The 13,545-nt window shown below is 67.7% G+C and carries 11 protein-coding genes and 1 tRNA gene; 7 read left to right on the top strand and 5 right to left on the bottom strand.

The genetic code is table 11. The features are described 5' to 3' along the window. Positions 1 to 30 precede the first annotated feature (30 nt). A tRNA-Met gene (locus tag AC1D0A_RS17460) sits at positions 31 to 104 on the top strand. A gap of 97 nt (positions 105 to 201) precedes the next feature. Here AC1D0A_RS17460 and AC1D0A_RS17465 read toward each other — a convergent pair. The 3 genes from AC1D0A_RS17465 to AC1D0A_RS17475 form a co-directional block, all read right to left on the bottom strand. Then, positions 202 to 1,626 (bottom strand): cryptochrome/photolyase family protein, encoded by a 1,425-nt coding sequence (locus AC1D0A_RS17465; RefSeq protein ID WP_476946396.1) that lies wholly within the window; start codon positions 1,624 to 1,626, stop codon positions 202 to 204. A gap of 179 nt (positions 1,627 to 1,805) precedes the next feature. Next, a complete protein-coding gene (locus tag AC1D0A_RS17470) occupies positions 1,806 to 2,597 on the bottom strand; it encodes a PspA/IM30 family protein (protein ID WP_028277175.1) in 792 nt (263 codons plus the stop codon). A 157-nt stretch (positions 2,598 to 2,754) separates the two neighbouring features. Next, a complete protein-coding gene (locus tag AC1D0A_RS17475) occupies positions 2,755 to 4,818 on the bottom strand; it encodes a TPM domain-containing protein (RefSeq protein WP_243181174.1) in 2,064 nt (687 codons plus the stop codon). A gap of 296 nt (positions 4,819 to 5,114) precedes the next feature. Between AC1D0A_RS17475 and AC1D0A_RS17480 the strand changes: the two genes are divergently transcribed. The 6 genes from AC1D0A_RS17480 (at position 5,115) to AC1D0A_RS17505 (ending at position 11,686) form a co-directional block, all read left to right on the top strand. Next, positions 5,115 to 6,824 carry a S1C family serine protease gene (locus AC1D0A_RS17480; protein WP_476946397.1) on the top strand — a complete coding sequence of 570 codons (1,710 nt, stop codon included), beginning with the start codon at positions 5,115 to 5,117 and terminating at the stop codon, positions 6,822 to 6,824. 255 nt (positions 6,825 to 7,079) lie between these two features. Further along, positions 7,080 to 7,880 (top strand): electron transfer flavoprotein subunit beta/FixA family protein, encoded by an 801-nt coding sequence (locus AC1D0A_RS17485; RefSeq protein WP_476946430.1) that lies wholly within the window; start codon positions 7,080 to 7,082, stop codon positions 7,878 to 7,880. Positions 7,881 to 7,896: 16 nt separating this feature from the next. Next, entirely contained in the window at positions 7,897 to 8,847 is a 951-nt protein-coding gene (locus AC1D0A_RS17490) for an electron transfer flavoprotein subunit alpha/FixB family protein (protein WP_223913937.1), read from the top strand. A gap of 4 nt (positions 8,848 to 8,851) precedes the next feature. Next, positions 8,852 to 9,631: a PIG-L deacetylase family protein gene (locus AC1D0A_RS17495; protein ID WP_476946398.1), complete on the top strand. Its 780-nt coding sequence runs from the start codon at positions 8,852 to 8,854 to the stop codon at positions 9,629 to 9,631. A gap of 75 nt (positions 9,632 to 9,706) precedes the next feature. Continuing rightward, positions 9,707 to 10,237, top strand: coding sequence for a gluconokinase (locus AC1D0A_RS17500; protein ID WP_028277966.1), 531 nt, complete (start codon positions 9,707 to 9,709; stop codon positions 10,235 to 10,237). 54 nt (positions 10,238 to 10,291) lie between these two features. Beyond that, the gene (locus tag AC1D0A_RS17505) at positions 10,292 to 11,686 is read left to right on the top strand and encodes a GntT/GntP/DsdX family permease (protein WP_028277967.1); all 1,395 of its coding nucleotides are present in this window, start codon (positions 10,292 to 10,294) and stop codon (positions 11,684 to 11,686) included. A 152-nt stretch (positions 11,687 to 11,838) separates the two neighbouring features. Here AC1D0A_RS17505 and AC1D0A_RS17510 read toward each other — a convergent pair whose 3' ends face one another. Beyond that, positions 11,839 to 12,738: an anti-sigma factor gene (locus AC1D0A_RS17510; protein WP_243181177.1), complete on the bottom strand. Its 900-nt coding sequence runs from the start codon at positions 12,736 to 12,738 to the stop codon at positions 11,839 to 11,841. A 10-nt stretch (positions 12,739 to 12,748) separates the two neighbouring features. Next, positions 12,749 to 13,354 (bottom strand): ECF RNA polymerase sigma factor SigK, encoded by a 606-nt coding sequence (sigK, locus tag AC1D0A_RS17515; RefSeq protein ID WP_223913940.1) that lies wholly within the window; start codon positions 13,352 to 13,354, stop codon positions 12,749 to 12,751. Between the last annotated feature and the right edge of the window lie 191 nt (positions 13,355 to 13,545).

Below are 13,545 nucleotides of genomic sequence, written 5' to 3' on the forward strand. Positions count from 1 at the left end.
CCGGAAACTAGGGTAGAGTTGATCAAGCGACGCGGGGTGGAGCAGTTCGGTAGCTCGCTGGGCTCATAACCCAGAGGTCACAGGTTCAAATCCTGTCCCCGCAACTGGAGAAAAGGTCCGGAACACTGGAAACAGTGTTCCGGACCTTTCGCTTTAAGTCCGCGGTGGCGGGCAACGCCGGCGGCGCCCCTGTGCCGGCTCTCAGCCGTCCTTGAGCCGCTGATAGGTTGCCAGCGCCCGCGCCCGGGACTCTGCAAGGTCCACGATCGGTGCGGGGTAGCCGGGGGCGGCGCTGTCGGCCTTCCAGGGCTCGTGGACGGTTTTGTCGTCCAGCGCGGCGAGCTCGGGAATGTACCCGCGCAGGTAACGACCGGCGGCGTCGAACTTCTTGCTCTGCGTGACCGGGTTGAAGATCCGGAAGTACGGCGACGCGTCGGCACCCGAGCCCGCCACCCACTGCCAGTTGGCCGGATTGCTCGCGGCATCGGCGTCCACCAGCGTGTCCCAGAACCAGGCCTCGCCCAGCCGCCAGTCGGCCAGCAGGTTCTTTACCAGGAAGGACGCGGCCGCCATCCGCACGCGGTTGTGCATCCAGCCCGTCTGCCAGAGCTGGCGCATGCCCGCGTCCACCATCGGGTAGCCCGTCCGGCCCTGCTGCCAGGCCTGGAGCTCGTCGCCCGACGCCGGCTGCCATTGAAAGCGGTCGAACTCCGGCCGGTAGTTCCGTGTCGCCAGATCCGGATTCTCGTACAGCAGCTGCCAGCAGAATTCCCGCCAGCCAAGTTCGGAACGGAAGATCCCGACGTCGGCCGGCGCCCCCGCCGCAAAGCTGTGGCGCAGCGTGTGCCAGATCCGGAAAGGGCTGATTTCGCCAAAGCGCAGATGCGGGGAGAGCCGGCTGGTGCCCTCGACGCCCGGGACGTCGCGGCCGGTGCCGTACTCTGCGGCCGGGCCGTCCACGAAGTCCTCGAGGCGGCTGAGGGCGCCGGCTTCTCCTGGCGTCCAGGTGTCGGCCAGCCCCGGGCTCCAGTCCGGGCTCCGGGGGAGCAGGCCCCAGCTTTCGAGCGTTTCGCTCGCCGGCAGGCCGCCGCTGCGGGTGCGTGCAGGGCCCGGCAGCTGGTCCGGAGCCGCCAGCGGCTGCCGGGGCTCGGCACCGGCCAGGCAGGCCTTCCAGAACGGCGTGAAGACCTTGTAGGGGCCCCCGCTGCCGGTGCGCACGGTCCACGGCTCGAACATGAGGTTCGCCTGGAAGCTCGTGGCGTTGAGGCCCTCCCCGCCGGCCCAGCTCTTTAGGCCGGCGTCGACGGCGCGTTCAGGGCCGCCGTAGCGGCGGTTCCACAGCAGGGCGTCTGCCGACGTTTCCACCGCGAGGTCCTGGATGACCCGGGCGGCGGGGCCGCGGCGGAGCACCAGCCGCGAGCCAGTGGTCTCCAGCGCTGCGGCCAGGCCGGCCAGGGAATGGTGGAGCCACCACTTCACCGCCCCGCCCAGCGGCCGGATGCCGGGTGACTCCTCATCCAGGACATAGACGACGGTCAGGGGTCGGTGCAGGGCGGCGGCCTCCGCCAGAGCAGGATTGTCATCCAGCCGGAGGTCATCACGGAGCCACACAAGGGTCGCAGACATGGATCCACGGTACACGCGCGCCGCCGCCGCGGGCGCCGGTGCGGTGAGACATGGGGCCACACAGGGCACAACGAGGGCCGGGCCCCGGCGGGCGATCCTGAGGTGTCAGGTTCCCCCGCCGGAGCCCGGCCCCGGGCCTGAAGCGTGCAGCAGTCCTGCGGAAGCGCCGGACCGGCGGGTCAGAGCTTGTCGAAGTCGGCTTCCTCGACCGTGGAACCGGACTCGGCGCTCTTTTCGCCGGTGCCGATGGCAGCGGGGGAGCCGCCGGACTTCAGCGCTGCCAGCCGGGCTTCGATCTCGGTCTGCTCGCCAAGATCTTCCAGCGAATTGAACTGGGCGTCCAGGCTCGACTCGGCGAGCTCCTGCTGGCCGCGGACCTTGGCTTCCTCGCGGCGGATCTTCTGTTCGAAGCGGCCCACCTCGGAGGTGGGGTCCATGATGTTGATGCTCTTGAGGGCGTCGTGGACCTGGCTCTGGGCCTGCACGGTCTTGGACCGGGCCACCAGCTCATTGCGCTTGCTGGTCAGTTCGTTGAGCTTGCCCTTCATCTGGTCGAGGCCGTGCTTGAGCTTGTCCACCACCTCGGTCTGGGACGCGATGCTCGGCTCCGCGGCCTTGGCCTCGTTCTCGGAACCCATCTGGCGCTGCAGGGCCACCTTGGCCAGGTTGTCGAACTTCTCGGCATCGCCGACGTCGCCCTTCGCCCGGTATTCGTCGGCCTTGCGCGAGGCTGCGAGGGCCTTTCTGCCCCAGTCCTGGGCGTTGCGGACGTCCTCGTTGTAGTCGTCCTGGAGCATGCGCAGGTTGCCGATGGTCTGGGCCACGGCGGACTCTGCCTCCGCGATGTTGTTCGTGTAGTCACGGACCATCTGGTCCAGCATTTTCTGCGGATCCTCGGCCTGGTCCAGCAGCGAATTGATGTTTGCCTTCGCCAGCTGCGCCATGCGGCCGAAAATGGACTGCTTAACCATGGTGTTACCTTTCGTCCTGCTCCGTTGTCTCACTGATTCCAGTGATCGATGATGTATCGCATCTATCCGCTGTCCGGGCCCTTGCGGCCGGCGCGTGGTCTGTAAAGTTTCCTGCTGCTGCTTCCCCACTTTGTCCCCTGCGGGGGTGGCGAACAGGCTAGAAACTGCCGGAGTCCCCGCCGCCGAAGTCTCCGCCGCCGCCAAAGTCGCCGCCGCCCCAGCCGCCGCCGGAGTCATCGCCGCCTCCGCCGCCCCAGCCGCCTCCGCCGCCGCCCCAGCCTCCGCCGCCTCCGCCGTGGAGGATCGAATTGATGAGGATTCCGCCGAGGATCGCGCCGCCGAGGCCGCCCCCGCCGCTGCCGCCGAACATGCCGCCCCGGCCGTAGCCTTGGCCTTGGTTGGCGTAGCCGCCGAATTGGTCGACGTCGGACTGGGCCAGCTGCGCGGCCTGTGCCGCCAGCGCGTAGGCCTGCTGTGCGTACTGCAAGGCCGTGACGGGGTCGGTGCGGGAAATGGAGAGCGCATAGTCCAGGTTCCGCTGGGCTTCCGCCAGGCGTGTGCGCGCATCGGTGCCTACGCCGCCGCGGCGGGCGGTGATGTAGTCCGACGTCGCGCTGATCTGGGCCTGGGCCGACATGATGCTCTGCTGCAGTGAGGCCTGGGCCCGGCGCGCCTGGTCCTGCTGGTCGCGGATTCCGGCCAGGGACTGGTCGAGTGCCTGGTGGGCCGTGACGACCCGTTCCAGCGTCGCGATCGGATCAATCTTGCCGCCCTGGATTTCAGTTTTGACCTGGGCGAGCGCGGCTTCCGCCGCAGCCACGGGGCCGGCAAGTTCCGGATGGGCGCCGGACTGGATCATCGCCTTCGCCTGGGCCAGGTCCTGCGCGGTATCGACGACGGCGGCTTCCAGGCTGTTGCGTGCCTCGTCGAGGCTGCCGGCCACCTTGGTGATGGCGCCGATCAGCACGTTCGTCTGGTGCAGGCTTTCCTCGGCGGCGCGGACGGCGACCGCGGCGAGGCTGCTTTCACCCGCGGCGAGCTTTTCCTGCGCCGCCGTGGAGGCATTCTGCACGAAGTCGAGACGTTCCTTGGCCTGTTTGATGTTGTCCGCGACCTGGACCAGGGCGCTCTCGGCGTACTTGGCCCGCAGATCGGTCAGCGACTGTTCGGCGGCGGCAAGCTTTGCCTGGGCGTCCGCGGCGCCGGCGCCGACGGCGGCGAGGGCCTGCGGGGCGTTCTTTTCCAGCTCCCGGAGGGAGTCGAAATCGGCTTTCTGTTCCTGCAGCGATGCCAGCGCGGCTTCGGAGCGGCCGATGATTTCAACGAGCCAGCTCCGTTGCTGCTCCTCGGTGTCGGGAATGTGGTCGTCAAGTTGCTGCTGCAGCTTGAACGATTCCGTCATGTGGCCCTTGGCCTCCTGCAAAGCCTTGGTGAAATTGCCCACCGCGGCGTCCCCGTATTGGGCCTGGGCGAATCCCAGCTCCTGCTCGCTGGACTTGATGGCGTCATCGGCCTCGATCAGCAGCGAATCGCTCTTCCGGCGCAGCTCGGCCACGCTGAGCCCTGCCAGCGGGTCCGGCTGCCCGCCCTGGGCCCCGGCTGACGCCCCCGAACTTTGCAGGGCCTTCTTCCGGCGGCTGCGCAGGTACAGGTACGTTCCCGCACCGCCCACAGCCACGACGCCGACTCCGACGAGGACGGCGCTGCCCGCCCCGGCGCCGGAGGGCACCGTTCCGCTGCCGCCGCCGGCCGCGTCGCCCACCGCAGCGGCCGTATCAATGGCGGCCTGGGCGAAGTCGCGCTTTCCGCCGGCCAGGTTCGGCACGATGGCGTTCTGGACGATGCTGTCGGTCTTGGGATAGATCGCGCTGGCCCTGGCAGGGGAGAAGTAGTACTTGCCGTCGTCGGACATGGTCAGGATGACGTCGGCCTTGCCCATACCCTTGTTGGTCGCGACGGCCTGGGCCCACCCCGCGGGGTCGGCAGGATTCTCGAACGTCTTTGCCGTGATGACGTAGAGGTTGTACTTGTGGTCCTTGAGGAGCTTCTGGATGGCGTCCTGGACTTCGGCCTTGCGGCTGCCGAGCACGTTCGCGCTGTCCACGATGTTCTGCCCGGACGGAATGGCCACCGGATCTTCGGCCAGGGCCGGAGCGGCGGGGAGCGCCAGCAATCCAGCGACGCCAAAGACGGCGAGGAAACGATTCAACTTAGACCGCATGTGCAACCCTTCAGCACTTCTGGGACCGGTTCGGTCGAACCAGCCGTCACAGAAAGCAGCAGCGCCCCCACGCAGATGTAAAGCCGCAGGTCGCTGTGGCATTTCCATTTGATTCTATGGTGCACCCAAAAGGCAGTCCACCCAGGGGAATATGCCACCAGCGAAACGGGCTTAAACTGGGAAACACGGGCCCGCAGGCCGCAAACTGTCCGTTCAGGAACCTCCCAGCAAATGTCCGCTCTAGTGTCAGCCTGAGCGTTCATAGTTATAGGCAGACGAGGACGAAAGGAAGTCTCATGACTGAGAACCCAGTGCCGGGTGTGTCACCGGAGCCGACACAACAGAACCAGGAACCGGCGGGAGTGCGGGAGGGCTCGCCGGAGCAGCCGCATGCCGGCCGCGCGCCTGAGGCGGCACCGGGAAATCCGGCATCCGAAAGCACGACATCCGAAACCTCAGTAGTCGGAAGCCCGGCGCCCGAGAGCCCGACCCTCCGGCTGGACCGCGCCGAGGACGGCGCACCGCGTCCGGTGTACCAGCAGCACCAGCCCTCCGCCGCGGATACCCAGCAGATCGGCCCGTACGGCGGGTTCTCCCAGGCCGGCCAGGGCCAGCCCGCCCAGCCCGGCCACCCGCCCTATGGCCAGTCCCAGCAAACCCCGTACGGCCAGTCGCAGCAAACCCAGTACGGCCAGTCCCACTACGGCGCCAACCCTTACGGCGGTCAGCCGCAGCCGGGCCCGTCCTACCCTTCCGGCCCCGGCTTTGCGAACGACCCGGCGCACGCCCCCAAGCGCAAGGCGGCATTCGGCGTCCCCACCCTCGTGGCCAGCATCGTGGCCGCCGGCCTGATCGGCGGCGGCGTGGTGGCCGGCAGCAACGCCCTGTTGGGCGACCGCCTTTCCCCGTCCGCCGCGAGCAACACGAGCCAGGCCGGTCCGGTGATCGTCAACAACAGGGAGGATGTCAACGCCATCAGCGCCGCCGCCCTCAAGGCTTCCCCCAGTGTGGTGACCATCAAAGCGACCAGCGGCAGCGACGGCGGCACCGGCAGCGGGATCATCCTCGACACCCAGGGCCATGTGCTGACCAACACCCACGTGGTGACGCTCGACGGCAAGGCCGCGAACGCCACCATGGAGGTCCGGACGAGCGACGGCAAGGTCTACTCCGCGAAGATCGTCGGTACCGACCCGCTTTCCGACCTCGCCGTGATCAAGATCGACAACCCCTCGGGACTGGTCCCGGCAACTCTCGGTGACTCGGGCAAGCTGAACGTCGGTGACACCGCCGTCGCCATTGGATCGCCGCTGGGACTCACCGGCACAGTCACCGACGGCATCGTCTCAACCCTGAACCGGACCATCAGCGTGGCATCCTCGGCTGCGCCGAAGGGCGGTGCGGACAACTCCCAGGGCGGTGACCAGGGCTTCCAGTTCGCGCCCCCCGGCGGCGGCGAGACTCCGAGCACCGCGGATCAGGGATCCATCTCGATCAACGTCATCCAGACGGACGCGGCCATCAACCCGGGTAACTCCGGCGGCGCGCTGGTGAACACCAAGGGCGAAATCATCGGCGTCAACGTCGCGATCGCCTCCGCCGGCGGCGACGCGGCCAGCGGAAGCAGCAGCGGCAACATCGGCGTGGGCTTCAGCATCCCCATCAACAACGCCAAGCGCGTGGCCCAGGAGATCATCAGCGCCGGCAAAGCCACCCACGGGCAGTTCGGCGTCAGCGTGAAGCCCAAGGCCGCAGGCTCGTCCTCCTCCGGGTTCTCGGTGGGCGCGGAGGTCGCGACCGTCGAGTCCGGCTCGGCCGCAGACAAGGCCGGCATCAAGGTCGGCGACGTCGTGACGAAGTTCCAGAACCTGACCATCAGCGATCCCAACCAGCTCACCGCGGCGGTGCGGGAACAGGCCGCCGGGGCCACGGTCAAGGTGACGGTGCTGCGCGGCGGCCAGCTCAAGGACGTCGACGTGACGCTCGGGGCCGCAGCCGAGCAGTAGAGCTGGGCGACAGCAAACAGCGCAGCTGTAAATCAAGGCAGCAGCAAACAGGCCGGGCGGCACCGCAAAGGTGCGGCCCGGCCTTTGCCGTCCCGGGCCAGTTCACTGACACAGACCTTAACCCTGGCCGCGCTGCCCGGCGGCTATATGGTTAGCTAGGAACAGCCCGGCTACCGGGCATTCCGTGGCCATGACCCCGTCAGGGGCGGCTGTCCACCCGCATGGAAGGCTGCTGTAGACACAGTGGAAGAAACTCTGAAAATCATTGTGCTGGTCAAGCACGTCCCGGATGCGCAGTTCGACCGCCACCTCACAGGTGAGGCCAACACGGTGGACCGCTCCGAAAGCATCCTGTCCGAACTGGATGAATACGCACTGGAAGCTGCGCTGCAGCTGACCGAGGCCCGCGGCGGAGAGGCGGCCGGCAACAAGGTCATTGCGCTGAGCATGGGTCCGGCCGGGGCAGTAAATGCGGTGAAGAAGTCCCTCCAGATCGGCGCCACGGAAGGCGTGCACCTCAGCGATGAGGCCCTGGCCGGTTCGGATGCCGCGGCCACGTCGCTGGCGCTGGCCGCCGCGATCCGCCACCTGGGCGCGGACGTCCCCGCGGACCTCATCCTCACCGGGATGGCCTCCACGGACGGCGAGACCTCGCTGGTCCCGGCACAGCTCGCTGAGCGGCTGGGCCTCCCACAGGTAACCTTCGCCGCGTCCCTGGAGCTCGACGCCGGCAAGCTCACCGCCCGCCGCGACGGCGACACCCACGCGGACACCATCGAGGCCACACTGCCGGCCGTCGTTTCCGTCACCGACCAGATCAATGATCCGCGGTACCCGAACTTCAAGGGCATCATGGCGGCGAAGAAGAAAACCATCACCACCTTGAGCCTTGCCGACATCGGCGTGGACGCGGCCCAGGTGGGCCAGTCCGGCTCCTGGACCGCCGTCGAGACCGCAGAGGCCCGGCCGCCGCGGCCGGCCGGCACCATCATCACCGACGAAGGCGACGCCGGCATCCAGCTGGTCGAGTTCCTGGCCGCCCAGAAGCTGCTCTAAAGGGGATTATCCGAACATGGCAAAAGTACTCGTTTTCATCGACAACCCCGGTGCGGCGCTGAAGAAGTCGAGCCTGGAACTGCTCACCATCGCCCGGTCCCTGGGCGAGACTGTCGCCGCCGTCAACGGCGAACTGCACGACGACGCCGCCTCGACCCTGGCCGCGTACGGCGCCCAGGCACTGTACCGCCCGTCCGCCACGGACCTCGACGACTACCTCGTCGGACCCAAGGCGGCGTTCCTGGCCGCGGCCGCGGCCGCCGCCGGTGCGGGCGTGGTCCTGGCCGAGAACTCGGCCGAGGGCAAGGAAATTGCCGCCCGGCTCGGCATCAGGCTCGGCGCCGGCGTCATCACCGACGTCGTGGCCGTGGACCCCGACGGAACGGCGCACAAGTCGGTCCTGGCCGGGTCCTACACCAGCGCCGCGAAGGCGGTGACACCCGTTTCCGTGCTGACCGTGAAGCCCAACAGCATCACGCCCGAGCCCGCGGTCACCGGCACGGCGCCGGAGAGCATCACTGTCCAGGTCCCTGACGTGACCGCGGCTGCCGCCCGGGTTACGGCGCGCACCGATAAGCCTGCCAGCGGACGCCCCGATCTGTCCGAGGCGCGGATCGTCGTGGCCGGCGGCCGTGGCGTGGACGGCAACTTTGGTCCCCTGGAGGAACTCGCCGACGCCCTCGGCGCGGCCATCGGAGCCTCGCGGGCTGCCACGGACGCCGGCTGGATCGGCCACGACGCGCAGATCGGCCAGACAGGCAAGACCGTCGCCCCGCAGCTCTACATCTCCGCGGGCATTTCCGGCGCCATCCAGCAGAAGGCAGGCATGCAGACCGCGAAGGTGATCGTGGCCGTGAACAAGGACGCCGAATCGCCGGTTTTCGAGATCGCGGACTTCGGCATTGTAGGCGACCTCTTCCAGGTCCTGCCGCAGGCCACCGCCGAAATCAAGAAGCGCAGAGGCTGACCGCATGAGCACCACCGCCGTCCCGGCACAAAGCCCGTTCGACCCGGAGACCACCCGGATTGAACGGGTGCTTTGTTTCACGGCCCACCCGGACGACATCGATTTCGGCGCAGCCGCCACGGTTGCAGCCTGGACCGCCGCCGGAGTCCAGGTCAGCTACTGCATCATGACCGACGGCGACGCCGGCGGCTTTGATCCGGAGCAGCGCGAGGAAATTGTGCGGCTGCGGGTTGCGGAGCAGCAGCGCGCCGCCGCCCTGGTCGGCGTCACGGACATCCATTACCTGCACCAGCGTGACGGCTACCTCGAACCCTCGCATGAGGTGATGCGCGAGGTGGTGCGCCTGATCCGGCAGCTCCGGCCCGACGTCGTGCTCTCCATGCATCCGGAGCGCAACTGGAACCGGATCCAGAAGAGCCATCCGGATCATCTGGCCGTGGGTGAGGCGGTGACCCGTGCCGTGTACCCCGCGCTGGAAAACCCGTTCGCGTACCCGGAACTGGCCGAATCCGGGCTGGAAGCCTACAAATTGCCCTGGCTGTGGCTCTTCGCCGGGCCGGAAGAGCGCGAAAACCACTTCGTGGACGTCACCGGGCATGTGGAGAGCAAGCTGGCCGCCATCCACATCCACGTCAGCCAGCATCCCGACGTCGACGCCATGGAGCGCACGGTCCGCGGCCTCATGCTCGGCACCGGGGCCCGCGCCGGACTTCCCGCCGGCCGCAGCGCCGAGGCCTTCCATGTCGTAACAGTCAACGGCCAGGGGACCATCGCCGGTTTCTAGTGTTGCTGCAGCACAACCTCTGCCATATGCTGGCCTCTGTTTAAATCATATTTATTTGATGGAAGGCAGACTTTGATGGCGAAGACTGCGCAACACCCCGTTCTTGTGATCATGGGCGTCTCCGGATCCGGCAAATCAACTGTCGCGGGACTTCTGGCCGGCAGGCTGGGCTGGGACCTCGCCGAAGGCGACGACCTGCACCCCGAATCAAACGTGGCAAAGATGCACGCAGGACAGCCGCTGACCGACGAGGACCGGTGGCCCTGGCTCGAAAGCATTGCCGACTGGATCCGGGCCCACACCGGCGCCGGGAATCCCGGCGTCGTGACCTGTTCGGCGCTGAAGAAGCGCTACCGGGACGTCCTGCGCGGCGAAGGGGTGGTTTTCGTGTTCCTCGAGGGATCACGGGACAAGATCTCCGACCGGCTGGCCTCCCGCCACGGGCACTTCATGCCCCCGGCCCTGCTGGAGTCCCAGTTCGATGCGCTCGAAGCCCCCACGGCAGACGAAAACTTCATCTCCCTGTCCGTCTCCGCAACGCCGGCGGAAGAAGCACAGGAAATCATCACCCGACTTAATCTCGACGCCGCCGACGCCAGGCCCTGAGCCTTCCCGCGTTTCGCCGCGACCAAGGAATTTTTTGTGAAATCACTGATAGCAATGCAGCTTCCGGCTGCCGTTGAGGCCGGGACCGGCGTCAATACCCAACTACTGATCATCGCGGGTCTGGGCATCGCCCTGCTCGTGGTCCTGATCGCCAAATTCAAGTTCCACCCCTTCCTGGCCCTGATTCTGGGGTCAGGATTCGTCGGCCTCGCCGCCGGTGTGGAACCGGCCAAGGTGATCATCAACTTCGAGGACGGCGTGGGCGGCGTCCTGAAGGAAGTCGGTCTGCTGGTCGCCCTCGGCGCGATGCTGGGCAAGCTGCTCGCGGACTCCGGCGGCGCCAACCGAGTGGTCGACACCCTCCTGGCAAAGGCCACCGGAAACAAGCTGGTCTGGTCCATCACGCTCGTAGCCGTGATCATCGGCCTGCCGATGTTCTTCGAGATCGGGCTCGTCCTGCTGCTGCCGGTGATCGTCCTGGTCACGCAGCGCTCCAAGATGCCCCTGATGCGCATCGCCATCCCGGCGCTGGCCGGCCTGTCCGTGCTGCACGGGCTGGTGCCGCCGCACCCGGGACCGCTGATCGCGATCAGCGCCGTCAAGGCTGAACTGGGCACCACCCTGGCCCTCGGCATCCTCATCGCCGTCCCCACGGTGATTATCTGCGGCCCGCTCTTCTCCCGTTTGGCGGCCCGGTGGGTCCCGGTGGGTGCCCCCGCCGTCGCCGGCGGCGTCGACACCGTGCACGGCGCGGACATGGAGGGCGTCAAGCGCCCGCCGAACTTCACCGTCACGCTGATGACCATCCTCTTCCCGGTGGTCCTCATGCTGCTCAGGGCAGTTGTGGACATCATCTGGCCGGACCCCAAGACGGCCCCCGCGATCCGGATGTTCTTCGACTTCGTCGGGCAGCCGCTGGTGGCGATGACCCTGGCCGTCCTGCTGGCCATGGTGACCTTCGGCTACGCCGTGGGCCTCAACGGCGCCAAGATTACGAGCAAGATCGCTGCCAGCCTGGGCCCGATCGCGGGGATCATCCTGATTGTCGGCGCAGGCGGCGGCTTCAAGCAGACGCTGATTGGTGCCGGCGTGGGAGACTCCGTGAAGGCCTGGGCCGAGGGGACCAACATGTCCGTGCTGGTGCTCGGCTTCATCGTGGCCGTTGCCCTGCGCCTGGCGACAGGCTCGGCCACCGTCGCCACCGTGACGGCCGCCGGCATCGTGGCACCGCTGGCCAGTTCGCTGTCGCCGACGCACGCCGCCCTCCTGGCCCTCGCGATCGGGGCGGGCTCGCTGTTCTTCTCGCACGTGAACGACGCCGGGTTCTGGCTGGTCAAGGAGCTGTTCGGACTCACGGTGGGCCAGACCTTCAAGACCTGGTCCGTCATGGAAACGCTGATCTCCGTGGTGAGCTTCGGCCTGGTCATGCTGCTCTCGCTGGTCATTTAGCCGGGCGGGAAGCCGGCCCGGCGGGACGTCCGCCGGTCGGTCCGTCCGCCGGTCACAACACAAAGCCGCCCGGGCCTTGAGTCCTGCTACGGAAGGAGCCAAGGCCCGGACGGCTTTGCGCGTGCGGGTGGCCTGCTGTGTCCTGCGGGTGGCTAGGCGTCCAGCGGTGCGGCGGCGACGGTCGGCAGGGTAGGTGACGCGGATCCGCCTTCGGGCTCCACGGTGATGCCCAGCGCGGCCGCGGAACCGATGCCCTTGACCACCGCGGGCTTGGACAGGGCTTCAGCGTCCATGAGGCCCTGCGAGACCGGGGCCGAGCCGTCCTTGGGGATCAGCCACATCTGGTAGACCTTGCCCACGGGCGGGGCCGGGACGCCGTTCATTTTGACGACGGCGGCATCCTTGGACGGGGAAATCGACACGGTGGCGGTGCCGCCGCCGTTGACGTCGACGGTGGCCTGGCGGACGTCGCTGGCCTGCATTACCTGATTTAGGGGATCGTTCTGGTTGGCCACGTAGGCTCCGACGCCCACACCGCCCAGGGCGATCACGGCTGCTGCGGCGACGCCAATAAGCCAGTTCCGCATGCCCTGCGGCCGCCGGCGCTCTTCCCTGCGCTGGCGGGCCGCACCGAGTTCGTCGGTGGCGGGCAGCGCGGAGCCGTCGCGTACCGGATGCGGCAGCACCGGCGTCGCCTGCGGACCCGTGCCGGGAAGCGGCACTGCGGCGGGGGACTGCGCTGCGGCCTGCGCTGCGGCCTGCGCAGGCAAGGATGACATGATCCGGTCCAGCAGCCCGGGCGGAGGCTCTTCCTCTGCGGTGAAGCTGGTGGCCAGGGTCTCCCGGGCCTGCCGGACCCGCTCGTTGAAGGCAGCCCTGTCTGCTGCCGGTGCGGAGGCGAGGAACTGCTCGATTGAGGCACGTTCGGCGTCGTCCACGGCGTTGAGGGCATAGACCTCGGCAAGGTCCACCACGCGGCCGGACGACAGGTCGGTGGCGATCTCGGCGGTGAAGCCGCCGGGGAGGCGGTTGTTGTTCTCATGTGCGTTCATATCGGTCAATTCAGCTCACCCCCAAGCAGGTCTTCAGTCGGATGAGTCCATCGCGGATGCGGGACTTGATGGTAGGTACCGCGGCATTCAGCCGCTCGGCCACTTCCCGGTAGGTGAGGCCGCCGTAGTACGCCAGCCGGACGGACTCCTGCTGCGTATCGGTCAGCGTCTCCATGCACCGGACCACGGCCTCGGCCTCGAGCCGGCTGCCGACTTCGTCCGAGACGGAATCGTGGTCGATCTCCTGGCTGCTGGCACCGTATCTGGCTTCGCGGTCGGTGGCGGACTGCGAGGACCGTACCTTGTCAACGGCGCGCCGGTGCGAGATCGTCATGAGCCAGGCGAGCGGACTGCCGGCGGCGGGATTGAATTTGGCGGCGTTCTGCCACACCTGGAGGAAGACTTCCTGGGTGGTGTCCTCACTGAGTTCGGTATCGATCAGGACCCGGCGTGCCATGCCGAAGACGCGTCTGGAGGTGAGGCTGTAAAATTCCGCGAACGCCGTCTGGTCGCCCTGGGCAATCAGTGCCAGCAGGCTGCTGAGCCGGCCGTTGATGTCGGCTGAGGTGTCCGCCGGTGCGGCGGCCTCGGGGTTCGGGGCATTCGGAGTTTCCATCACTCCCAAGCATAGGGCGCTTGCAGCCCAACGCGGGCCAATCGGTGCGGCATGCGGCGAGGGGCCGGCCCCTGCTAAGCGGGCAGAGGATCTGTCCAGATGTACTGTTTTCACCTGCCGCTCCTCGCTCCCTTCCGTTTCTCCGCACAATGCCCGGTAGACACAATGTGAATGGGCGGATTGGTGTCCGC

It is taken from the genome of Arthrobacter sp. P1_D4 (assembly GCF_056406115.1).

Coding starts and splice junctions, on each gene's coding strand:
- AC1D0A_RS17465 (WP_476946396.1), bottom strand. CDS start 1,626: ATGTCTGCGACCCTTGTGTGGCTCCGTGATGACCTCCGGCTGGATGAC.
- AC1D0A_RS17470 (WP_028277175.1), bottom strand. CDS start 2,597: ATGGTTAAGCAGTCCATTTTCGGCCGCATGGCGCAGCTGGCGAAGGCA.
- AC1D0A_RS17475 (WP_243181174.1), bottom strand. CDS start 4,818: ATGCGGTCTAAGTTGAATCGTTTCCTCGCCGTCTTTGGCGTCGCTGGA.
- AC1D0A_RS17480 (WP_476946397.1), top strand. CDS start 5,115: ATGACTGAGAACCCAGTGCCGGGTGTGTCACCGGAGCCGACACAACAG.
- AC1D0A_RS17490 (WP_223913937.1), top strand. CDS start 7,897: ATGGCAAAAGTACTCGTTTTCATCGACAACCCCGGTGCGGCGCTGAAG.
- AC1D0A_RS17495 (WP_476946398.1), top strand. CDS start 8,852: ATGAGCACCACCGCCGTCCCGGCACAAAGCCCGTTCGACCCGGAGACC.
- AC1D0A_RS17500 (WP_028277966.1), top strand. CDS start 9,707: ATGGCGAAGACTGCGCAACACCCCGTTCTTGTGATCATGGGCGTCTCC.
- AC1D0A_RS17505 (WP_028277967.1), top strand. CDS start 10,292: ATGCAGCTTCCGGCTGCCGTTGAGGCCGGGACCGGCGTCAATACCCAA.
- AC1D0A_RS17510 (WP_243181177.1), bottom strand. CDS start 12,738: ATGAACGCACATGAGAACAACAACCGCCTCCCCGGCGGCTTCACCGCC.
- sigK (WP_223913940.1), bottom strand. CDS start 13,354: ATGGAAACTCCGAATGCCCCGAACCCCGAGGCCGCCGCACCGGCGGAC.